The 24,702-nt window shown below is 72.4% G+C and carries 5 protein-coding genes; 2 read left to right on the forward strand and 3 right to left on the reverse strand.

Going from position 1 to position 24,702, the window contains the following annotated elements; genetic code table 11:
• Positions 1 to 10 precede the first annotated feature (10 nt).
• The gene (locus tag QF035_RS13085) at positions 11 to 970 is read right to left on the reverse strand and encodes an ACP S-malonyltransferase (protein ID WP_307520381.1); all 960 of its coding nucleotides are present in this window, start codon (positions 968 to 970) and stop codon (positions 11 to 13) included.
• 176 nt (positions 971 to 1,146) lie between these two features.
• Here QF035_RS13085 and QF035_RS13090 point away from each other — a divergent pair, with 176 nt between their 5' ends.
• Entirely contained in the window at positions 1,147 to 2,232 is a 1,086-nt protein-coding gene (locus tag QF035_RS13090; RefSeq protein WP_307520383.1) for an alpha/beta hydrolase, read from the forward strand.
• 142 nt (positions 2,233 to 2,374) lie between these two features.
• Complete coding sequence (locus QF035_RS13095; protein ID WP_307520385.1) at positions 2,375 to 3,703, forward strand: activator-dependent family glycosyltransferase; 1,329 nt, start codon at positions 2,375 to 2,377, stop codon at positions 3,701 to 3,703.
• Between the two features lie 87 nt (positions 3,704 to 3,790).
• Here QF035_RS13095 and QF035_RS13100 read toward each other — a convergent pair whose 3' ends face one another.
• The gene (locus QF035_RS13100; protein WP_307520386.1) at positions 3,791 to 18,709 is read right to left on the reverse strand and encodes a type I polyketide synthase; all 14,919 of its coding nucleotides are present in this window, start codon (positions 18,707 to 18,709) and stop codon (positions 3,791 to 3,793) included.
• On the reverse strand, positions 18,706 to 24,660 hold the full coding sequence (locus QF035_RS55750; protein ID WP_444968449.1) for an SDR family NAD(P)-dependent oxidoreductase: 5,955 nt from the start codon (positions 24,658 to 24,660) through the stop codon (positions 18,706 to 18,708). The genes QF035_RS13100 and QF035_RS55750 overlap by 4 nt, the downstream gene beginning before the upstream one ends.
• Positions 24,661 to 24,702 lie beyond the last annotated feature (42 nt).

A 24,702-nucleotide genomic window follows, 5' to 3' on the forward strand; every position in this document is an offset into this window, starting at 1 on the left:
CGCCTTCTCCCTACCGGCGCAGTGAGATCCCGTGCTCGAAGACCGCCGCGACCGCCCGCGAGAGCGCGCCCGGGCTGTCGACGATGACAACGGGGAACGGGTAGTGCATCGCGTCCAAGCTGGGTGAGGGGCCCACGATCAGCCCCAGCCTGGCTCCATGGCGCTCCATTTCCTGGGTCAGATGCACCAGGCTGATGGGCGCGACGACGTTGTTGGTGAACATCTCGCGCACCTCGTCGGCGCGGGTGAGGGTCTTCTGTTCCAAGGACGAGCAGAGGGTCAGCGTGGGGTCGGTGAACGGCATCGCCGTGATATGCCCGCGGGTCACCTCCTGGGCTCCCGCGCGCAGCGGGCTGTGCTCCGCCACATCGGTGCCCTCGGTGACGCTGACCAGGCCGCCGGTCTCGGCGCTGAGCTTCTCCAGCGCGACCCGGTAGCCGCTGAGCATGGCGATCCGCACTCTGCGGTCCTTGTCCCAGCCGAAGTCACAGCTCAGATAGACGCCGTCACGGTCGGCGCAGAGGTCCGCCGGGTTGTCGTCCGGACCCAGGTAGGCGGAGGCAAGGGCCTCTTCCCGCTCCGGCTCCCCCTCCGTCTGCGGCTGGAGCGGCCGGAGCTCACCGCGCATCAACAGCCCCATGAGCTCCCGGCGTTCGCACGCCCCGGCGATGCACGAGGCGACCATGCCGCCCAGGCTCATGCCGCCGGCCATGTGCGGACGCAGCCCCTTCTCCGCGAGCAGGTCCTGGATGCCGAGCTGGGCCGCGGCCAGCCCGACGGGCACCGCGAGCCGCCGGACCTCGTCGTCGTAGTCCCCGTTCTGTCGCACAAGGGCCTCGACATCGAGTCCGGTCCACGCCGAAGCCTGCGCGAACGATTCGCGCACCGCCGCGTACTGGTCGTAGAACTCGATGACCCCGCCCGGTTCATAGCGGAACTGATTCGTACCAAATATGGATGCCAGAGCCACGTATGCCACCTCCATGACAAGGCAACGCTAGGCGAGGAAGTACCAGGCGTGTTCCCAGATTTGACGTGGGTAGGATCATGGTCATGCCGATGGGATACGTGGTAACAACCGCGCTCTTGGTCTGGTGCACTTTCTTCAGCGTTGTCGCGCCGCGCCGGCCCCAACCGCTGGCGACCATGAGCTTCTGGTTCGGCATGATCCTCAACGAGCTGCCGTTCCTGGGCATGTTCGCCGTGGTGGCCTCCACCGCACTGGCCTTTGCCCAAGGCGATCTGGAGTCGTCGGCCAGCAAGGTGACGGCTGCGGTGGCCCTCGCCGCCATTCCCGGGATGGCCGTGTGCGCCTGGCGGGGCCTGCGGACGGACCAGGTGGTCGAGCGCGCCCTCGAACAGGGGCTTGGGACCGGCTGGCGGGATCATGTGCACACACCGCTGCGCCGCCGCCGGCCCTGGGTCCGTATCCTGCTGCTGCCGATCCTGATGCGGCAGCGCGGCGTGCAGCGGACCCCCAACATCCGCTACGGGGACGCCGGCCGCCGGAATCTGCTCGATGTCTACCGACGCCGCGACACACCGCAGAACGCGCCGGTCCTGATCTACTTCCACGGCGGCGGGTACACCGGCGGAGCGAAGAACCGCGAGGCACGGCCCCTGCTCTACCGGCTCGCCGACCAGGGGTGGGTGTGCATCAGCGCCAACTACCGGCTGCAGCCAGAGACCACTTTCCCCGGCCACCAGATCGACGCCAAGAAGGCCATCGCCTGGGTCCGCGAGCACGCGCCCGAGTACGGCGCCGATCCGTCGAGGCTGTTCGTAGCGGGCAGCTCCGCCGGCTCCAACCTGGCGGCTCTGTGCGCGCTCACGCCGAACGACCCGGTGTTCCAGCCCGGATTCGAGTCGGCCGACACCGCGGTCACCGCGGCGATCTGCCTCTACGGCTACTACGGCCACTTCTTCGGCGAGGAGCCCGAGGTGACGCCGTCCCCGTACCAACCGCATGAGTACCTCAACCCTGGTGCGCCACCGTTCCTCATCGCCCACGGCACCAAGGACGCGCTGGCGCCCGTCGAGGGCGCCCGGTACTTCGTCGACCGGCTGCGCCGTGTCTCGGAGAGCACCGTGGTCTACGCCGAACTGCCCGGCGGACAGCACGCGTTCGACCTGTTCCACTCGGCGCGCTTCGAGGCGGTCGTGGACGGCGTCGAAGCCTTCGCCGCCTGGGTGCCGGTTTCTCCGCAGCGCACTCCCGACTCAGCGCGTTAGGTCGGCCGCGCGCGGGTCTGGCCAAGCACTGCAGGAAAACTCTGAGGGTTTCCCCCGATGCCCGTGCGGCGTCCCGCGCCGGTCGCGGCACGGGACCACCATGGGACGAGCTCCGGATCACTGTCTCCCTCAGGAGTCCACCATGCGTGTGCTGTTGACGACCATCCCCGAGAAGTCCCACCTGTTCTGCATGACGCCTCTGGCCTGGGCGATACGCGCGGCCGGACACGAGGTCAGGGTCGCCAGCTGCAAGGAGCTGGCCGACGTCGTCGCCGCCACCGGGATGACGGCCGTGCCGACCGGCACCAACCACGGCATCAACGCGTCGATGCACGCCAATCGCGACGCGCAGGAGGCGGCGGAGCTGATCAGCTGGAACGAGCTGGACCCGGCGAAGCTGACCTACGAGGCCGAGGCCTACCGCGCCCAAGTGGTCGCGTACGCCTGCGCCATGTTCAACGAGACGATGATTCCCGACATGGTGGAGTTCGCCCGCGCCTGGCGGCCCGACCTCGTGGTGTGGGACTCGCTGACGTACGCCGGTCCCATCGTCGCGGGCGTCGTCGGCGCCGCGCATGTGCGGTCGCTGTGCTTCGCGGACGTGTGGGTGAAGAAACGCGAGATCCTGCGGGAGCTGGCCCTGACCGTGCCCGCCGCCGAGCGGAAGGATCCGCTCGCTGAATGGCTGAGCGACCGTGCCGAAGAGTTCGGGGGCGCCTACAGCGAGGAACTGACCACCGGGCAGCTCACGTTGGACCCGCTGCCGGAGAGCCTGGGGATCGTCACCGGCGCGCCGCGCACTCCCCTCCGGTTCGTGCCGTACAACGGCCCGGCGATCGTGCCCGACTGGCTGCGCACACCGCCCGAGCGGACCCGGATCTGTATGTCCCTGGGCGCCTCCAACACCGAGCGGCACGGCGGTGACTACGTCTCGAAGGGCGACATCCTCGGGCAGCTGGCGGAGTTGGACGCCGAGGTGGTGGCCGCGCTGCTGCCGGCGCAGCTCGAGGAGCTGGGCCCGCTGCCGGACAATGTGCGCGCCGTGTCCTCCGTGCCGCTGCACGCCCTGCTGCCGAGTTGTTCCCTGCTGATCCACCACGGCGGCTTCGGGAGTTACGCCAACGCCCTCGTGTACGGCGTCCCGCAGCTCACCGTCACCACGCCCCTGGCCGATCAGCTCTACCGGGGAGCCGGTATCGAGCAGCAGGGGGCGGGGCTGCTCCTCGGCACGGACCGGGCCACGCCCGAGGCGGTGTACGAGCGGGCCTCGCGCATCCTGGCGGACACCTCCTTCCAGCAGAACGCCAGCCGGCTGCGCGAGGAGGCCACGGCTCTGCCCTCGCCGGCTGAGGTGGTGCCCGTGCTGGAGCTGCTGGCCCGGCAACGGCGGGCAACCCCTTGGCAGTTCGAGGGCACGGCCACGTCACGGCTCGACGAGATGTTCACCGCGCTCGTGCCGCCCCGGGTGTAACGCTCCCAAGGGCCCCCGGGCCGGACTCCTGGCCCGCGTCGCGGGCCAGGAGTCCGGCCCGGGGGCGACGTACGCTCCGTTCGCCGGTCATGTGTCCAGCTCGTCGAGGAATCGGAAGATCTCGTCGTCGCTCGCCACGTCGAAGTCGGCGATGGCGGGGTCCTCCGCGGGTGGCCCGGGTACCTGGGCGGGGATGCCGGGCGATCCGGTCAACTGGCTCAGTGCCTCCCGCAGTCGGGTCTCGAGCCGGCCGCGCAGCACCTCGTCGTCGGCCAGGTCGGGGAGGCTCTCGGACAGTTGGCCCAGCTGACGCAGGAGCGGGGCCAGGGTGCGTTCGCCGTCGGACGGGAAGATCTCGTACAGGTGCGCGGCGAGCGCGACCGGAGCCGGGTAGTCGAAGAGCACGGTCGCCGGCAGTCCGAGGCCGGTCTCCTTGCTGAGCCGGTTGCGGAGTTCGACGGCGCTGAGCGAGTCGAAACCCATATCGAGGAAGCCCGCCTCCACGTCGACGAGCTCGGGGCCCGGATAGGCCAGCACCACCGCCGCCTCCCGGCGCACCAGATCCAGCAGGGCCCGCTTGCGCGCGGGGCCCGCCAGCGCACCGAACCGGTCGGCCGGCACGGCTTCCGTCTCCCCGGCCTTCCCGGTCGCCCTGGCCCCCTGGGTCCCGGCGACCGCGGCGGTCGGGCGGACCCGGCCGCGCACCAGGCCGCGCAGCAGTGCGGGCACCTGCTCCGGCTGCCCGTCCTCGAAGGCGCCGAGGGTCGTCCGGACCGGTACAAGGACCGCTTCGGCGCGCCCGCGGGCCGCGTCGAACAGGGCGAGCGCCTCGGCGGTGGACATCGGTACGAGGCCGCTGCGGGAGAACCGCGCGAAGTCGGCGTCGCCGAGCTTGCCGGTCATGGTGCTCAGCTCGGCCCACGGCCCCCAGCACAGCGAGAGTCCGGAGAGTCCCTGGGCCCTGCGGTGACCGGCGAGCGCGTCGAGGAAGGCGTTCCCGGCGGCGTAACTGGCCTGGCCCGCCCCACCGAGTGTCGAGGCCAGCGAGGAGAACAGGACGAAGTCGGAGAGCCCGGCGGACGCGGTCAGTTCGTGCAGGTTCAGCGCGGCGTCGACCTTGGGGACCAGCACACCGTCGACCCGTTGCGGGGTGAGCGCGGTGACCACTCCGTCGTCGACGACGCCCGCGGCGTGCACGACCCCCGTGAGCGGGTGCTCGGCGGGGAGGCTGTCGAGCAGCTTCTGCAGGGCGGTGCGGTCCGCCGCGTCGCAGGCTTCGATCGTCACCTCGGCGCCCTGCGCGGCGAGTTCGGCACGCAGTTCGTCCGCTCCGGCGGCGGCCGGTCCGCTGCGGCTGATCAGCAGCAGGTGCCGTACTCCGTGCTCGGTGACCAGGTGCCGGGCGAGCAGCCGGCCGAGCGTGCCGGTACCGCCGGTGATCAGTGTGGTGCCGGTCGGGTCCCATCCGGTGGGCGCGGTGCCGTTGGGCACGCGGGCGAGCCGGGCGAGGCGCACCGTCCCGTCGCGCAGCACCAGTTGGGGTTCGTCTCCGGCGAGCGCGGCGGCCAGCGCGCCGCCCGTGGCCGGGTCGTGCGCGCCGGTGCCGGGGCCGCTGTCGGCGTCGCTCTCGCTGTCGACGTCGAGGAGCGCGAACCGTCCCGGGTTCTCGGTGACCGCCGCCCGGACCAGTCCGTGGACGGTGGCGGCGGGCAGGTCGGCCGGTCCCGCGTCGGTGTCGGCGGCCACCGCGTCCCGGGTCACCAGGACCAGCCTGGACGTGGCGAACCGCGCGTCGGCGAGCCAGCCCTGAACCAGTTCGAGGGCCCAGTGGGCGGCGGTCCTCGCGGCCTCGGCCGGTTCGCCCGCGAAGGACGGGGCGACGGCGAGGACGCGCTCGGGGACGGCCGCCCCGGACTCGGCCAGGGCGTGCAGCGTCGGGTGGTCGTGGAGGGTGACGGCGCCGGAGAGCGCGGCCAGTGTCCCGGGCATGGCCTCGGCGCCGATCGTCGCCCAGGTGGCGTTCCGGGGTGCCGTCCCGGCCGGGACCGGCGTCCACTCGGTGCGCAGTAGCGACTCGACGCGCGGGCCGCGCGGCTCGGCGGCGGTCCTCGGGCGAAACGCCAGCGACTCGGCGTACGCGACCGGGGTACCGGCCGGGTCCCAGACCTGTACGGACACCGTGTGCTCGGCGAGGTCGGCGAGCCGAACCCGCAGCTGCCGGGCGCCCGCGGTGTGCAGCACGACGTTCTGCCAGGAGAACGGCATCACGCCCGCGTCGCCGATCGTGCCCACCGACACCGCCTGCAGCGCGGCGTCGAGGAGCGCCGGATGCAGTCCGAAGCCGGCCGTGTCCGTGGTGTCGGGCAGCGCCACCTCGGCGAAGACTTCGCGACCGCGCCGCCAGGCGGCGGTGAGGCCCTGGAACACCGGGCCGTAGTCGCTGCCGTTCGCCGCGAGGCGAGAGTAGAGGCCGTCGAGGTCGATCGGTTCGGCGTCCGCGGGGGGCCACACGGCGGGGGGCGGCTCGGCGGGCAGCGCGTCGGGCAGCAGCGTGCCGGTGGCGTGCTTGTGCCACTCGGCTTCGTCACCGGCGCCGTCCGGCCGCGCGTACACGTCCAGGGAGCGGGCCCCTGCGGCGTCGGCGGCACCGACTCGTATCTGCAGCTGTGCCGCCGCGTGCTCGGGCAGCGCGAGCGGTGCGTGCAGGGTGAGTTCGCCGACCCGGCCGCAGCCGACCTGGTCGCCCGCCTGGACGGCGAGTTCGAGGTACGCGGTGCCGGGCAGCACCACCGTGCCGTCGATGACATGGTCGGCCAGCCAGGGCTGCCGGCTCGACGAGAGCAGCGCGGTCAGCAGCATGCCGTCGCCACCGGCGAGTTGGACGGCTCCGCCGAGCAGCGGATGCCCCGGGGCGTCGATGCCTGCCGCGTGTACGTCCCCTTCGGGGGCCGGGGCGTCGAGCCAGTAGGTCTGCCGCTGGAAGGGGTAGGTGGGCAGGTCGACGAACTCGTCGCCGTCCGGCAGGAAGGCCGACCAGTCGCAGGTGCCGCCGTGCACATGGAGCTCGGTGAGCGCGCCGACGGCGGTCCCGGTCTCCTCGCGGCCGCGCCGCAGGGCCGCCGCCACCACGCCGGGGTTGTCGTCCGTGCGGCTGTCCGCGGCCATCGCGGCGAGCACGGCGTCCGGCCCGAGTTCCAGGAACCGGGTCACGCCCGCCGCCTCGAGGGTGCGGATGCCGTCGGCGAACCGGACGGCTTCGCGCAGCTGCGTCACCCAGTACTCGGCCGTGCACAGCTGCTCGGGCGTGGCGGTCTCACCGGTGACGTCGGAGACCACGGGAATCGTCGGCGGTGACATCGGAGTGTCCCGGACGACCGCGGCGAAGTCCTCCAGCATCGCGTCCATGTGAGGTGAGTGAAACGCATGGCTGACCCGCAAATACCGAGTCTTCTGGCCGAGACCCGCGAAATGTTCGACCACGCGTTCGACTTCGCTCGTATCGCCGGAGACCACGGTGGCCCGCGGCCCGTTGACCGCCGCCACGGCGATCCGGTCCGTACGGTCCGCGAGCAGCGGCCGCACCTCGGCCTCGGCGACGGCGAGGGCGGCCATCGCGCCACCGGCCGGCACCTGCCCCATCAGCCGGCCGCGGGCCACGACCAGGCGGCACGCGTCGGGCAGGGTGAAGACACCGGCGAGGTGAGCGGCGGTCAGTTCCCCGATGGAGTGCCCGATCAGGTGGTCGGGCGTGAGGCCCCAGGAGGTGAAGAGCCGGAACAGCGCGACCTCGACGGCGAACAGCGCCGGCTGGGTGTACTCCGTACGATCCAGCAGATCCGCCTCCGGGCTGCCCTGCGCGGCGAACACGATCTCACGCAGCGGCCTGGGCAGGTACAGGTCCGCATGGGCACAGACCTCGTCGAAGGCACCGGCGTAGACCGGGAACGTCTCGTACAACTCACGTCCCATGCCGGGACGTTGGGCGCCCTGCCCCGAGAACAGGAACGCGGTCCTGCCGCCGCTCGCGGTGCCCGCGGCCGACGGTGCGCCGGTGCGTCCGTCCAGCCAGTCGGTGAGCCGGTCGCGCAGCGCGTCGCGGTCGGTGCCCCAGCACACCAGACGGTGTTCGAAGCGGGAGCGCGCCGCGAGGCCGCGGCCGATCGCCGCCGCGTCGTGGCCGGGCTCCGCGTCGAGGGCCCCGAGCAGATTGCGGACCTGTTCGGTCAGTGCGGCGGGCGTACGGGCGGACAGTGTCCACGGCAGCAGTTCCGGTGCGGCTCCGTCCGTCGTCGCCGGGGCGCCGGACGGGAGCGCCGGTGCGGCCGCCGGGCCCTCTTCGACGATCAGGTGAACGTTCGTGCCGCTGATGCCGAACGAGGACACCGCGGCGCGGCGCGGCCCGTGGTCGTCCGGCCAGGCACGCTCGTCGGCGAGGAGCCGCACGGTTCCGGCCGACCAGTCGACGTGCTCGGTGGGCCGGTCGATGTGCAGGGTGCGCGGCATGGCGCCGTGCCGCATCGCCAGTACGGTCTTGATGACACCGGCGATACCGGAGGCGGCCTGGGTGTGGCCGATGTTCGACTTCACCGAGCCCAGCCACAACGGCCGGTCGGCGGGCCGGTCCTGACCGTAGGTGGCGAGCAGCGCCTCCGCCTCGATGGGGTCGCCGAGCGCGGTACCGGTGCCGTGCGCCTCCGCCAGGTCCACGTCGGCGGCGTCGAGCCCCGCGTTGGCCAACGCCTGGCGGATCACCCGCTGTTGGGCGCGTCCGCTGGGTGCGGTCATTCCGTTGGAGGCCCCGTCCTGATTCATCGCGCTGCCGCGGACGACGGCGAGCACGCGGTGCCCGTTACGCCGGGCGTCCGACAGACGCTCCACGAGGATCATGCCGGCGCCCTCGGCCCAGCCCGCCCCGTCGGCCTCTGCGGAGAACGCCTTGCACCGGCCGTCCGTGGAGAGCGCGCCCTGCCGGCTGAACTCGATGAACGTGTACAGCGTCGAGAGCAGGGTCACGCCGCCCGCGAGCGCCATCGTGCACTCGCCCGAGCGCACCGACTGGGCGGCCAGGTGCAGGGCGACCAGCGAGGACGAGCAGGCCGTGTCCACGGTGACGGCGGGGCCCTCGAGCCCGAAGGTGTATGCGACCCGGCCCGAGGCCACGCTGGCCGCGCTGCCGGTGGCGAGCTGGCCCTCGAACTCGCCCACCGAGGCGGCGGCCCGCGGTCCGTAGTCGGTCTGGTTCGCCCCGACGAATACCCCGACCGGGCTGCCCTTCAGCGTCGCCGGGTCGATCCCTGCCCGCTCGAACGCCTCCCAGGAGGTCTCCAGGAGCAGCCGGTGCTGCGGGTCGATGGCCGGTGTCGCGCGCGGCGAGATGCCGAAGAACATCGGGTCGAACGCGCCGACTTCGTCCAGGAATCCGCCGCCACGTGTGTAGTGCGTGCCCGGGTGGTCGGGGTCCGGGTGGTAGCTGCCCTCCAGGTCCCAGCCGCGGTCGGTGGGGAAGCCGGCGACCGCGTCGCGGCCCTCGGCCAGCAGCTCCCAGAACTCCTCCGGCGTGCTCACGCCGCCTGGGAAGCGGCAGCTCATCGCGACGATCGCCACCGGGTCGTCGTCCACCGCGCCGCCCCGAGCGGCGGCCGCAGCCGACTCGCGCGTGGGCAGCTGCGGCGACACGGTCTTCTCGCCGTCCGTGCCGAACAGTTCGGAGAACAGGTGCCGGGACAGCTGGTGCGCGGTGTTGTGGTCGAAGACCACGGTGACCGGCAGCCGCAGGCCGGTGACCGTGTTGAGCCGGTTGCGCAGTTCGACGGCCGTCAGCGAGTCGAAGCCCAGGTCGCGCAGGGCCCGGTCGGCGTCGAACCCGTCCGGCCCCGGCAGGCCGAGGACCGCCGCCGCATGGCTGCGGACCAGTTCGAGGAGCGCCTGCTGCCGCTCGGCCGGGGAACGCCCCGCGAGTCCGGCCGCGAAGCCGCCGTCGTCCTGCGGCTCGTCGGACCGCGCCGGCGCCGTCTCCCGGGCCTCCGGGAACTGTTCGAGCACCCGCCCGGCGCGGCCCGCCGTGCATGACGGACCGAACACCCGCCAGTCGACATCGGCGACGGCGAGGTAGCCGAGATCGTGGTCAAGTGCCTGCTGCAGCCCGGAGATCGCCGTCTCCGGGGCCATCGCGGCCACTCCGTCGCGGCGCAGCGACGCGCCCACCTCACCAGTGGCGAGCCCGACCCGGGCCCAGGCGCCCCAGGCCAGTGACGTGGCCGGGAGTCCCGCGGCGCGGCGGGCCGACGCCAGCGCGTCCAGGTAGGCGTTGGCCGCCGCGTAACTGCCTTGTCCGGGCAGGCCGAGCGTGCCGGCCAGCGAGGAGAACAGGATGAACGCGTCGAGGCCGAGGTCCTTGGTCAGCTCGTGCAGATGGTGTGCGGCGACCACCTTGGGGCGCAGCACCGTCCTGGCCCGCTCCGGGCCGAGCGCGTCGAGGAGGCAGTCGTCGAGGACGGCCGCCGCGTGCACGACCGCGGTCAGCGGGTGCTCGGGGTCGATGCCGTCGAGCAGTTTCTGCAGCGCCGTACGGTCCGCCACGTCGCACGCCGCGATGGTGACGCGGGCACCGAGCCCGGTCAGACGCTGCGTCAACTCCGTGGCACCCGGGGCCTGTTCGCCGCGCCTGCTGGTAAGCAGCAGGTGCCGGGCGCCGTTCGCCGCGAGCCAGGCGGCGACCTCCGCGCCGATGCCGCCCGTGCCGCCGGTGACCAGAACGGTGCCGGAGGGGCGCCAGTTCCGTACCGGGGTGGCGGCCAGCGGCTTGCGAGCCAGCCGGCGTGCGTAGAGCCCGCCCGCCCGTACCGCCACCTGGTCCTCGCCGTCGGGAGCGCCGAGCCCGCGCACCAGCCACTCGCCCGCCCGCTTGTCCGCGTCGGCCGGCAGGTCGACCAGACCGCCGAACCGCTGCGGGTACTCCAGGGCGGCGATCCTGCCCAGCCCCCACAGCAGGGCCTGCTCCGGCACGGGCGGCCGGTCGGAGCGTCCGATGCCGACCGCGCCCTGGGTGGCGATCCACAGCGGCGCCGTGATCCCGGCGTCACCGAGCGCCTGGACGACCAGCACCGCCCGGTCCAGGTCCTGCTGTTCCGGGGCGGTCCCGTCGCGGTCCGCCCGGTCGCCGAGCGCGAGCAGGGACAGGACGCCGGTGGCCTCCGCTCCGACGTCGCGCAGCCGCGCGGTCAGTTCGGCCCGGTCGCCCTCCACGATCTCGAGCACGCTCACGTCGGCGCCGGACGCCGCGAGGGCCTGCCGGGCCCGCTCCTGCCACGCGTGCCCGCCGGCCGGGGCCAGCAGCAGCCAGCGGGAGCCGTCGATCCGCGGCGTCACGCCGTGGGTGAGGGGCTGCCACTGGATGTCGTAGCGCCACGAGTCCAGTGCGGAGTCCTGGCGCCGCCGGCGTCGCCAGTCGGCGAGCACGGGGAGCATCGACTCCAGCCCGGCGGGGTCCTCGACCCCGAGCGTGCCCGCGACCGCCTCAGGGTCATCGCTCTCGACGGCCGCCCAGAAGTCGGCGTCGACCGGGTCCTGCGCGTTCGGGCCGGAGCCCGTCTGCTCCTGCTCCTGCAGCCAGTAGTGGGTGCGTTGGAAGGCATAGGTGGGCAGGTCGACCAGGGCGGGACGCGTCGCCGGGAAGGCCTTCGTCCAGTCGACCTCGACACCACGCACCCACAACTGCGCAGCACTGCCCAGGAACCGCTCCAGACCACCATCAGCACGACGCACAGAACCAGTGACAACGCACTCACCGGCCACCTCCTCGACCGCGGCCGTCAGCACCGGATGCGAGGACACCTCCACAAACACGCCGTAACCGTCGGCGGCGAGCCTCTCCACCGCCTCCGCGAACCGCACCCGCGAACGCAGATTCGTAAACCAATAGCCGCCGTCCATCACCGAGCCGTCGACGAACTCACCCGTCACCGTCGACAACAGCGGAATATCACCCGCCCGCGGAACAACGCCCGCCAACTCGGTGGCCAGCTCAAGCCGAAGCACCTCCATGGCCGGGGAGTGCGAGGCATAGTCCACCGCGATCCGCCGCGCCCGGATCTCCAGCCGGCCGCACTCGGCCACCACCTCGTCCAGCGCCGCGGCCTCACCCGAGATCACCACCTGCGAAGGCCCGTTGACGGCCGCGACCGACACCCGGTCCGCCCAGGTTGTCAGCACCTCCTCCACCCGCTCGACAGCCGCCGCGACCGAGGCCATCCCGCCCCGCCCGGCCACCGCCGCAATCGCCCTGCTACGCAGGCACACGACACGGACGGCATCCTCCAACGACAGCACACCCGCCACATACGCGGCAGCGATCTCGCCCTGCGAATGCCCCACCACAGCGGCCGGCTCAACCCCGTACGACCGCCACAGCGCGGCCAGCGCCACCATCACCACAAATGATGCGGGCTGCACCACATCCACCCGCTCCAACGACGGTGCGTCCGCACCGCCACGCAGCACATCGGTGACCGACCAGTCCACCAGAGACGCCATCACCGCCTCACACTCCGCGACCACACCCGCGAACACCGGTGACGCATCCAGGAGCTGGGCACCCATGGCCGCCCACTGCGCACCCTGACCCGGAAACACGAACACCGTCCGCCCGACCGGACCCGCAACCCCCGACACCACCTGCCCCGACGGCTCACCCACCGCCAAAGCCGCCAACCCCGCCCCGTACGACCCCGTCACCACCGCCCGATGCTCAAACCGCGCACGCGCCGTCGCCAACGACCACCCCACACCCACCACATCAGCCTCGTCGGTCAACCGCCCCAGCACAGAGGCCTGACCCCGCAAAGCAGCACCACTACGCCCGGACAGGATCCACGGCACCACCGACGACGACTCGACCGCCGCCGCTCCGGAGGCCTCTCCGGGAGCCGCCTCAGGCCCCTCCTCGGGAGCCTCCTCGGGAGCCTCTTCCAGGATCACGTGCGCGTTCGTCCCACTGATCCCGAACGCCGACACACCCGCCCGGCGTGGACGATCCCCCTCACGCGACCACGGGCGCGCCTCGGACAACAGCTCCACCGCACCCGCATCCCAGTCCACATGCGAAGAAGGCATGCCCACATGCAGCGACTTCGGCATCAGCCCATGCCGCATCGCCAGCACCATCTTCATCACACCCGCCACACCGGCGGCGAGCTGGGTGTGCCCGATGTTCGACTTCACCGAGCCCAGCCACAACGGAAGGCCCTCAGGCCGGTTCTGGCCATACGTCGCCAACAGCGCCTGCGCCTCGATCGGGTCCCCGAGCATCGTGCCCGTGCCATGCGCCTCCACGACATCCACCTCGGCAGAGGTCATCCCGGCATTCGCCAACGCCTGCCGGATCACCCGTTGCTGGGCCGGACCACTGGGCGCGGTGAGGCCGTTGGACGCACCGTCCTGATTCACGGCGGAGCCGCGGACAACGGCCAGTACGTGGTGCCCGTTACGCCGGGCGTCCGACAGACGCTCCAGGAGCAGAACGCCAACGCCCTCCGCGAGGCCCATGCCGTCCGCGTCGTCGGAGAACGCCTTGCTCCGGCCGTCCTCCGCAAGGGCACGCTGCCGGCTGAAGCCGACGAAACCCGTGGGCTCCGCGGCGATCGTGGCGCCTCCGGTGAGCGCGAGCGAGCACTCGCCCGACCGGAGCGACTGCGCGGCCAGGTGCAGGGCCACCAGGGCGGAGGAGCATCCGGTGTCCACGCTGACCGCGGGACCCTCGAGGCCCAGCGTGTACGAGATGCGTCCGGAGGCGATGTTGGTGACCGTCCCGGTGATCAGGTGTCCTTCCACCCCGTCCGGAACCTGCCGCAGATTCGCGCCGTACCCGTCGGCTCCGACGCCGAGGAAAACCCCGCAGTCGCTGCCGCGCAGGCTGTGCGGGTCGATCCGGCCGTGCTCGATCGCCTCCCACGACGTCTCCAGGAGCAGCCGCTGCTGCGGATCCATCGCGATGGCTTCGCGCGGCGAGATCCCGAAGAACCCGGCGTCGAAGTGGCCCGCGTCCCGGACGAATCCGCCGGTACGGGCATACGTGCGTCCCGCTTCGTCCGGATCCGGGCTGTAGAGCGCCGCGAGGTCCCACCCCCGGTCTCCGGGGAAGGCGGTGACGGCGTCGCCGCCGTCCGCGAGCAGCCTCCACAGGTCATCCGGACCGCTGATCCCGCCTGGGAGACGGCACCCCATACCGATGATCGCGATCGCGTCGTCGTCGGTCATGGGGACGACGGTCGCGGCGGGCGAGACCCCGGCATCCGTCTGTTCCTCTTCGCCGAGCAGAGCCGTGTGCAGATGCCGTACGAGACGGTCGATGTCGGGGTGGTCGAAGACGAGGGTGGTGGGAAGCTTCAGACCGGTGGCGGTGCGCAGCGAGTTGCGCAGGTCGACCGCGAGCAGCGAGTCGAAGCCGAGGTCACGGAACGACCGTGCGCTCTCCAGAGCATCCGAAGAGGCGTGCCCGAGCACATGCGAGACGTGCGTGCGCACCAGATCGCGCAGGAAGAACTCTTGCTCGTCGGCGGCCAGCGGACGCAGCCGCTCCAGCAGCGGATTCTCCTCGGCCGCCGACGCTTCGACATCCGCCAGGGCGGCCTTGACCTCGGGGATCTCGTCGAGCAGCGGGCGTCGGCGCGCGGCGGTGAAGACGCGGCTGAAGTCCGCCCAGTCGACGTCGCCGATGACGATGAACTCCTCGTCGTCGGCCATCGCCTGCCGCAGTCCGGCCATCGCGGTCCGCGGGTCCATGAATCGCATGCCGTACCAGTTCAGGGAGTTCGACTCGGCCGCGGCCTCGCCCATGCCGTCGTCGGCGGACCACAGACCCCAGTAGATCGTCGTCCCGGTGCGGCCACGGGCGCGCCGGTTCCGGGTGACCGAGTCGAGATAGGCGTTACCCGCCGAGTACGAGCCGTGGTCGCCCGCGCCCCACAGCCCGGCCACCGACGAATAGAGCAGGAACGCGTCCAGGTCGTCGCGGTCGAAGAGCCGGTCGAGGTTGGCCGTGCCGACCAGCTTGGCCGCCGCGCCATCCTCGAACTCCGCGAGTTCCACCTGTTGGAGCGAGGCGAACCGGCTCACCCCCGCGCAGTGCACCACGGTCCTGATCGGCGACGCCCCGTCGGCTTCCACTTCCCGGACGAGCCTCGCCAGCGCCTCGTAGTCACAGACGTCGGCTGCGGCGACCGTCACCCGGGGGCCCAACGCCCGCAATTCGTCGGCGAGTTCACCGGCGCCGGGTGCGTCAGGGCCGCTCCGGGAGACAAGGACGAGATGCTCAACGCCGCACGTCGCGAGCCAGCGCGCCGTGTGCGCGGCAAGGCCGCCAGTGCCGCCGGTGATCAGGGCCGCGCCACTCGTCCGGAAGGACGCTCCGGAAGTATCCCGCCGCGGATCGCGCCGCAGTCGGCGCAGGAGCACCTCACCGGAACGGATCGCAACCTGGTCCTCGTGGTCGTCGGCGCTCAGGGCGTCGGCCAGCAGGCCGATGTCGCGGGCCGTCAGCTCCTCCGGCAGATCGATCACGCCGCCCCACGACTGCGGATGTTCCAGGCCGAAGACCAGGCCCAGGCCCCACGTGCTGCTCTGCTCCGGGTGGCTCACGCGGTCCGCACGGCCCGCCGAGACCGCGTCCCTGGTGCACAGCCACAGCGGAACCGGCTCCTCCCGCTCCACCACGGCCTGCATCAGCAGGAGGTTCAGCGCGAGCCCTGCGGTCAGCCCGGGACGTTCGGGGTGCGCCTGCTCGTTCAGCGCGAGCAGCGACAGCACACCGGCCGCACCTGCGTGCGCGGCCAGCGTCTCCCCGATCTGACGTCGGTCGTGCCCGGCGTCGAGCACCACGTGTGTGACGTCGGCGCCACGCTCGCGGAGACCGTCGGCGACCAGCGCGACGGTGTCACCGTCCTGCTGGGACGCCGAGCTCACCACGACCCAACTGCCGGACAACCGCACATCCGTGCGAGGCGTGCGCGGTAGCCATGCGATGTTGTAACGCCACGTGTCCAGCACCGAATGGGCGGCCCGACGCTCGCGCCAGCCGTCGAGCGCGGGCAGCACAACGCTCAACGGCGCGTCCTCCGCGAGGCCCAGCTCGTCGGCGAGCGCACCGATGTCGCCCCCGCGAACGGCCGCCCAGAAGTCGGCGTCGACCGGGTCCTGCGCGTTCGGGCCGGAGCCCGTCTGCTCCTGCTCCTGCTCCTGCAGCCAGTAGTGGGTGCGTTGGAAGGCATAGGTGGGCAGGTCGACCAGGGCGGGACGCGTCGCCGGGAAGGCCTTCGTCCAGTCGACCTCGACACCACGCACCCACAACTGCGCAGCACTGCCCAGGAACCGCTCCAGACCACCATCAGCACGACGCACAGAACCAGTGACAACGCACTCACCGGCCACCTCCTCGACCGCGGCCGTCAGCACCGGATGCGAGGACACCTCCACAAACACGCCGTAACCGTCGGCGGCGAGCCTCTCCACCGCCTCCGCGAACCGCACCCGCGAACGCAGATTCGTAAACCAATAGCCGCCGTCCATCACCGAGCCGTCGACGAACTCACCCGTCACCGTCGACAACAGCGGAATATCACCCGCCCGCGGAACAACGCCCGCCAGAGCATCGGCCAGGCCGACCTGCAGGACATCCATCGACGCCGAATGCGAGGCGTAGTCCACGGCGATTCGCCGCGCCCGCAGCCCCAACTCCTGGCATCTCGCGACCACTTCCTCGACCCCGGCCACCTCACCGGAGACAACCACCTGCGAAGGCCCGTTCACCGCCGCGACCGACACCCGCCCACCCCACGGAGCGAGAACCTCCTCGACCTGAGCGGCACCGGCACCGACCGAGGCCATCGTGCCCGCCCCACTGGCCGACTCCGCGATCGCCTTACTGCGCAGGCACACCACCCGCAGCGCATCCTCCAGAGACAGCACCCCCGCCACACAGGCCGCGGCGATCTCCCCCTGCGAATGCCCCACCACCGCCGCCGGCTCAACCCCGTACGAACGCCACAACGCCGCCAACGCCACCATCACCACAAATGATGCGGGCTGCACCACATCCACCCGCTCCAACGACGGCGCGTCCGCACTACCCCGCAGCACATCAGTAACCGACCAGTCCACCAGCCCCGCCATCACCGCCTCACACTCCGCGACCACACCCGCGAACACCGGTGATTCATCGAGGAGCTGGGCACCCATGGCCGCCCACTGCGCACCCTGCCCCGGAAATACGAAGACCGTCCGCCCCACCGGACCCGCAACCCCCGACACGACCTGCCCCGCGGGCTCACCCCCCGCCAAAGCCGCCAGCCCGGCCGCATACGACCCCGTGACCACCGCCCGATGCTCGAACCGCGCACGCGCCGTCGCCAACGACCACCCCACACCCACCACATCAGCCGTATCCACCACAGAGCCCAACGCGCCGGCCTGACCCCGCAGGACCTCGGCACTCCGCCCCGACAACACCCACGGCACCACCGACGACGACTCGACCGCCGCCGCTCCGGAGGCCTCTCCGGGAGCCGCCTCAGGCCCCTCCTCGGGAGCCTCCTCGGGAGCCTCCTCGGGAGCCTCCTCGGGAGCCTCTTCCAGGATCACGTGCGCGTTCGTCCCACTGATCCCGAACGCCGACACACCCGCACGGCGTGGACGACCCTCCTCACGCGACCACGGGCGCGCCTCGGACAACAGCTCCACCGCACCCGCATCCCAGTCCACATGCGAAGAAGGCATGCCCACATGCAGCGACTTCGGCATCAGCCCATGCCGCATCGCCAGCACCATCTTCATCACACCCGCCACACCGGCGGCGGCCTGGGTGTGCCCGATGTTCGACTTCACCGAGCCCAGCCACAGCGGACGGCCCTCAGGCCGGTTCTGGCCATACGTCGCCAACAGCGCCTGCGCCTCGATCGGGTCCCCGAGCGTCGTACCCGTGCCATGCGCCTCCACGACATCCACCTCGGCCGCCGATACACCCGAGCTCGCCAACGCCTGCCGGATCACCCGCTGCTGGGCCCGACCACTGGGCGCGGTGAGACCGTTGGACGCACCGTCCTGATTCACGGCGGAGCCGCGGACAACGGCCAGTACGTGGTGCCCGTTACGCCGGGCGTCCGACAGACGCTCCAGGAGCAGAACGCCAACGCCCTCGCCCCAGCCGGTCCCGTCGGCGTCGTCGGAGAACGCCTTGACCCGGCCGTCCACGGCGAGCCCGGACTGCCTGCTGAACTCGGTGAAGTTGAGCGGATGGCCCATCACGGCGGCGGCGCCCGCCAGCGCGAGGGAGCAGTCCTCGTCGCGCAGCGCCTGGATGGCCAGGTGCAGGGCCACCAGGCCCGAAGAGCACCCCGTGTCGATGGTGACGGCGGGCCCCTCCAGGCCCAGGGTGTAGGCGATCCGCCCGGACATCAGGGAGTCGTGGCCGCCGGTCAGCAGATGGCCCTCGACGCCCTCGGGCGTCGCCCGTACATCGGCGCCGTAGCCCGCGTTGCTCGCACCGACGAACACGCCCGCGCGTTCGCCGGTCAGGCTCTCAGGGTTTATCCCGGCCCGCTCGATCGCCTCCCACGACGTCTCCAGGAGCAGCCGCTGCTGCGGGTCCATGGCGAGCGCCTCACGCGGCGAGATCCCGAAGAACCCGGCGTCGAACTCGGCGGCACGGGCCAGGAACGCCCCGCGCCGGGTGTAGCTGGTGCCGGGGTGGTCGGGGTCGGGGTGGTACAGGCCGTCCAGGTCCCAGCCGCGGCCGTCGGGCATCTCGCCGACGACGTCGGCGGCGGCCTCGATCAACTCCCAGTACTGCTCCGGGGTGTCGGCGCCGCCGGGGAAGCGGCAGCTCATCGCGACGATCGCGATGGGCTCGGTCCGCTTGTCCTCCAGCTCCCGGACCCTCTTACGGGTGGTCCGCAGCTCGGCGGTGAGTCGGTTCAGGTACTCCCGCAGCCGCTGTTCGGTCGCGTCACCGCTCATCTGATACCCAACTCCCGGTCGATCAGGTCGAAGATCTCGTCGTTTGAAGCCGTCGTCAGGTCGTCGTCGCCTTGTGCGCCGACGGTGGTGTGCTCGGCCGGTTCCACCCGGCGCAGCAGGGCACGCAGTCGGTCGGTCAGGCCGAGCCGGTCGCGCTCCTCGTCCGGCAGAGCGGACAACCGGGCTTCCATGCGGTCCAGTTCGGCCAGTACGTCGTCGGCCCCTCCGAACAGCTCATCGCTCAAATGCCGAACGAGGGCGGCCGGAGTGGGGTGGTCGTAAATGAGGGACGCGGGCAGCTTCAGTCCGGTCGCGACGGCCAGCCGGTTGCGGAACTCGAGCGCCGTGAGGGAGTCGAAGCCGAGTTCCTTGAAGGTCGAGCGCAGCCGCACCCCCTCCGGCCCGTCGGCCTTGAGCACTACGGCGGATTCGCCGCGGACCAGGTCCGTCAGGGCGCTCTCCCGCTCCCCGGCGGGCAGACCTGCGAGCCGGTCCGCGAGGGACGTGGACGGCTCCGGCGTGGGCTCGACGCCGTTCGCGTACGGGCCCGGCACCGGCTGCGCGGCCTGCTGTGCCGTACTGAGTTCGGCGACCAGGCGGCGGTCCCGCGTCATCGTGTACAGCGGCAGGAAGCGGGCCAGGTCGAAGGCGGCGACAGCGACGGTGGTGTCGCCCTGGCCCACCGCGCGGGCGAGCGCGCGGACCGCCCGCTCGGGCGGCATGAGGCAGACGCCGCGCTGCGTGAACAGATCGGCGGCGTCTCCCTCCGCTATGCCGCCGTCCCAGGCTCCCCAGGCGACGGACGTGGCCACCGCGCCGCGGGCGCGCCGCTCGGCGGCGAACGCGTCCAAGTAGGCGTTGGCGGCGGCATATCCGGCCTTGCCCACATCGCCCCAGATGCCTGCTCCGGAGGAGAACAGGACGAAGGCGTCCAGGTCCAGGTGCGCGGTGAGTGCCTCCAGATTGCGGGCGCCCTCGACCTTTGCCCGCAGCACCCGGGCGAGTTCGGCGGTGGACAGGCCGCCGACCGGTGTCTCCGGGTGGGTGACCCCGGCGGCGTGCACGACGGCGGTCAGCGGACGGTCGTCCTCAATCGTCGCGAGGAGGGCGGCGAGCCGGTCCGCGTCGGCGACGTCGCAGGCCGCAACCGTCACCCGCGCGCCGAGCGCGGTCAGTTCGGCTCTCAGCTCTGCCGTGCCGGGTGCGTCCGGGCCGAGGCGGCTGGTCAGGATCAGGTGGGCCGCTCCGTGCCGGGCGGCCCAGCGCGCCACATGGGCGCCCAGGACGCCGGTGCCGCCCGTGATCAGCACGGTGTCGCGCGGCCGCCACGGCGCGGCCTCCGACGCGGGGTCCTTGACAAGTCTGCGGGCGAACACGGCGTTGTCGCGTACGGCCACCTCATGCTCTCCGGTGGCCCCGGACAGGACTGTCGCAAGGCGCGCGAGGCAGTCCTCGCCCGGTTCGTCCGGCAGATCCACGAGGCCGCAGGCGCGGCCGGCCTCCTCGAGCCCGAGCACCACGCCCAGCCCCCACACCAGCGCCTGGAAAGGGGAGCGGACCGGGTCGTCGGGGGCGGTGCCGACCGCACCCGAAGTGGCCAGCCACAGCGGGGCGTCGGGAGCGATCCCGGCCAGGGCCCGCACCGCGGCGACGGTGTCCGCCAGGCCGGCGGTGACCACGGGCTCGTCGTCGCACGGCCGCTCGTCGAGGGCGGCCAGCGACAGGATGCCGTCGATCCGGTCCGGCAGCGCGGCGCCCTCGCGCGCCAGCTCGTCCACGCCGACGGCGTGGGGGACGGCGCCGTGACGGGCGAGGCCCGTCAGCACCCTCTTGACGAGGTCGTCCCGCAGCGGGCTCTTCGGGGTGAGCACGAGCCAGTCGCCGGTGAGCGACGGATCTCCGGTGCCCGGCACGGGGGTCCAGTCGACGCGGTACCGCCAGCTGTCGATGACGGCGGCCTCCTGGCGCGCGGCGGCCTGGGCGGGCGCCTCGAGCCAGTGGCGGCGGCGCCGGAACGGGTAGGTGGGCAGGTCGACCCTGGGCCGGGCGGACCCGTCGGGGAACGCCGGGCCGAAGTCGACGGGCGCGCCGCGCACCCACGCCTCGGCGAGCGAGAGGAGCAGGCGGTCGGGCCCGCCGTCGTCCCGGCGCAGCGAGCCCACGGCGCAGGCGTCGCCGTACTCGGCCAGGGTCTCTTCGGTCGCGGCGAGCAGCACCGGGTGCGGGCTGCACTCGACGAAGAGTCCGTGGCCCTGCCGGGCGAGCGCGCGCACCGCTTCGGCGAAACGCACGGGGCGGCGCAGGTTCGTGCCCCAGTAGGCGGCGTCGAGCGCCGGGGAGTCGATCCAGTCGGCGGTGACGGTGGAGAAGAACGGCACCTGCGGCGTGCGGGGCCGGACGGGGGCGAGCAGCTCGCCCAGTTCGTCGAGGATCTCCTCGACGTGCGCGGAGTGCGAGGCGTAGTCGACGGGGATCGTCCGCACGCGCACACCGCGCTCCCGGCAGTCGCGACTCACCTCCTCGAGGGCCGCGGGGTCTCCGGAGAGCACCACCATGCCCGGCCCGTTCACGGCGGCGACGGACAGCCGCCCCGCGAAGCGGGACACGAGGTCGTCGGCCTGTTCCTCGGGCACCGCGACGATGGCCATGGCACCACGTCCGGCCAGCGCGGTCAGCACCTTGCTGCGCAGACACACCACCCGCGCCGCGTCCTGCAGCGACAGTGCTCCGGCGACGCAGGCGGCGGCGATCTCGCCCTGCGAGTGCCCGACCACGGCGGCCGGTTCGATCCCGTACGAGCGCCATACAGCGGCCAGCGCGACCATCACGGCGAACGACGCGGGCTGCACCACGTCCACCCGCTCGAGCGACGCGGCCCCCTCGGCACCCCGCAGCACATCGGTCAGCGACCAGTCGACGTACGCCGACAGCGCCTCCTCGCACTGAGCGACGGCCCGCGCGAACACCTCGGAGCTCTCCAGCAGACCGGCGCCCATGCCGACCCACTGCGCACCCTGCCCCGGGAAGACGAACACGGTCCGCCCCAGCGGCCCCGCGACACCCGATACCACGTGCGCGCACGGCTCACCGGCCGCCAGCGCCCGCAGCCCCTCGTCGTGCCCGCCGACGACCACGGCCCGGTGCTCGAACCAGGTCCGTGCCGTCGCCAGTTCCCGTCCCACCGACGCCGGGTCGGCACCGCTGTCGGCCCATGGGCCCAACGCCGCGGCCTGGTCGCGCAGGACCTGCGGGTCGCGGGCCGACAGCAGCCACGGCACGGCGGACGGACCGCCCGCGGCCGGTTCCGCCACGGGCTCCGGCAGCGGCACCGGGGCCTGCTCCAGGATCACGTGCGCGTTCGTGCCGCTGATGCCGAACGCGGAGACACCGGCCCGGCGCGGCCGGTCCGTGTCCGGCCAGGGCCGGGACTCGGCGAGCAGGCGGACACCGCCCGATTCCCAGTCCACCCGCGAGGTCGGTTCGGCCACGTGCAGGGTGCTCGGCAGGGTGCCGTGCCGCAGCGCCTGCACCATCTTGATCACGCCGACGACGCCGGCCGCCGCCTGGGTGTGCCCCACGTTGGACTTGACCGAGCCGAGCCACAGCGGCCGCTCGGCCGGCCGGCTTTCGCCGTACGTCGCCATGAGCGCCTGCGCCTCGATCGGATCGCCGAGCCGGGTGCCGGTGCCGTGCGCCTCTACGGCGTCCACGTCGGCGGGGCCGAGGCCGGCCCGGCCCAGCGCCTGGCGGATCACCCGCTGCTGGGACAGGCCGTTGGGCGCGGTCAGCCCGTTCGACGCGCCGTCCTGGTTGACCGCACTGCCGCGTACCAGCGCCAGCACCCGGTGCCCGTGGCGGCGCGCCGCGGAGAGCCGCTCCACCAGGAGGACGCCGACACCCTCGGCCATGCCGAAGCCGTCCGCGTCCTCGGCGAACGCGTGGCAGCGGCCGTCGGTGGACAGCGCGCGCAGCCGGCTGAAGCTGATCAGCGGCGTGGGCGTGGAGGTCACCGACACCCCGGCGACCAGGGCGAGTTCACACTCGCCCGAGGCCAGGGACTGGGCGGCGATGTTCAGCGCGACCAGGGAGCCGGAACAGGCCGTGTCGATGCTGAGGGCCGGCCCGGTGAAGCCGAAATGGTAGGCGAGCCGCCCGGAGGCGACGCTCGGCGCGCCGCCGGTGACCTGGTATCCCTCCAGCTCGTCCGGCACGCTGTCCGACCTGCCGTAGTCCGGTGGCATCACGCCCACGAACACACCGGTGTCGCTGCCCTTGAGGTCGTCCGGCAGCAGCCCGGCGTGCTCGAACGCCGCCCAGGCGGTCTGCATCAGCAGCCGCTGCTGCGGGTCCATGGCCAGCGCCTCACGGGCGGAGATGCCGAAGAACTCGTGGTCGAACTCGGCGGCCGTGCCCAGGAATCCGCCGGCCCGCACGTAGCTGGTGCCGGGCCGGTCCGGGTCGGGGTCGTACAGCGCGTCGACGTCCCAGCCCCGGTCGGAGGGGAGCGGGCCGACGGCGTCGCCACCGGCCATGAGCAGCTGCCACAGCGCGTCCGGGCCGTCGACGTCGCCGGGCAGGCGGCACGCCATGCCGACGATGGCGAGCGGTTCGTCGGTGGCCGTGCGGGCCGGTTCGGGTGCGGCGGGCTCCGCGGGCCCGCCGTGCGCCACGCGCAACAGGTGCTCGGCGAGCAGCGCCGGAGTGGGGTGGTCGAACAGCAGCGTGATCGGCAGGTCGACGTCCAGGTCGGCGCCGATCTGCCCGCGCAGCCGGACCAGGGACTGCGAGTCGAACCCGATGTCCTTGAACGATGCCCGGGCCGAAACCGCCTCGGCGCCCTCGTATCCGAGCACCGCGGCCGCGCGCGCCCGGATCAGGTCGAGCAGGACGCGCCGCCGCTCGTCCGGCAAGCCGGCCGCGGCAAGGCGCGCGGCCGCAGCGCTGGTCACAGCCTCCTCGCCGACGGCAGGCGCGGCCACCGTGTCGAACCAGTGGCGCCGCCGCTGGAAGGCGTAGGTGGGCAGGTCCACGGTGGCTGGGGCGGGCCCCGGGAAGAGCGCCGTCCAGTCGACGTCGACGCCGTCCGTCCACAGACGGGCCAAAGCCGTGACGGCGGTGACGGGTTCGGACTGCTTACGGCTCAGCGCCGCTACGGCCAGGGCGCCCTCGTGGGTCTCACCGATCGCCGCTACGAGACCGGCGTCCGGGCCCAGCTCGAGGAAGCGGCTGACGCCGAGAGACGTGAGGTGAGTGATCGCGTCGGCGAAGCGGACCGTCCCGCGGACCTGGTCCACCCAGTACGACGCGGTGAACTCGGTGACCGGCGCCCCCGTCAACGTGGAGACGATCGGAATACGGGGGGTGGCGTACGTCAACCCGCCTGCCGCAGCAGCGAATTGGTCCAGCATCGGGTCCATCAGCACCGAGTGGAAGGCATGGCTGACCTCCAGCCAGCGCCCCTGACGGTCGGGCAGGGCCGCCGCGACTGTTTCGACGGCCTCGCGGGTCCCGGAGAGGACCACCTGACCCGGGGCGTTCACCGCCGCCACCGACACACCCTCGACCAGCAAGGGGGCGACCTCATCCACCGTCGCCCGCACCGCCCACATCGCCCCACCCGAAGGCAGCGCCTGCATCAACCCCGCCCGAGCCGCCACAAGTTGACAGGCATCGGCCAACGACAGCACCCCGGCCACATGCGCGGCAGCCAACTCACCAACCGAATGACCGACCAGATAATCCGGCGTGACACCCCACGACTCCACCAGCCGGAACAACGCCACCTCAACCGCGAACAACGCAGGCTGCGCCCACCCGGTCTCCCCCAGCGCCCCCGCGTCGGTGAACAACACCTCACGCAGCGGCCGGTCCAGCAGACCATCGAAGTGTCCGCACACCTCATCCAGAGCCGCCGCGAAAACCGGGAAGGCTGCCGCCAACTCCCGCCCCATACCAACCCGCTGACCACCCTGACCCGAGAACACAAACCCCGT

Source organism: Streptomyces umbrinus (assembly GCF_030817415.1).
In the GTDB taxonomy this organism is placed as follows: domain Bacteria; phylum Actinomycetota; class Actinomycetes; order Streptomycetales; family Streptomycetaceae; genus Streptomyces; species Streptomyces umbrinus_A.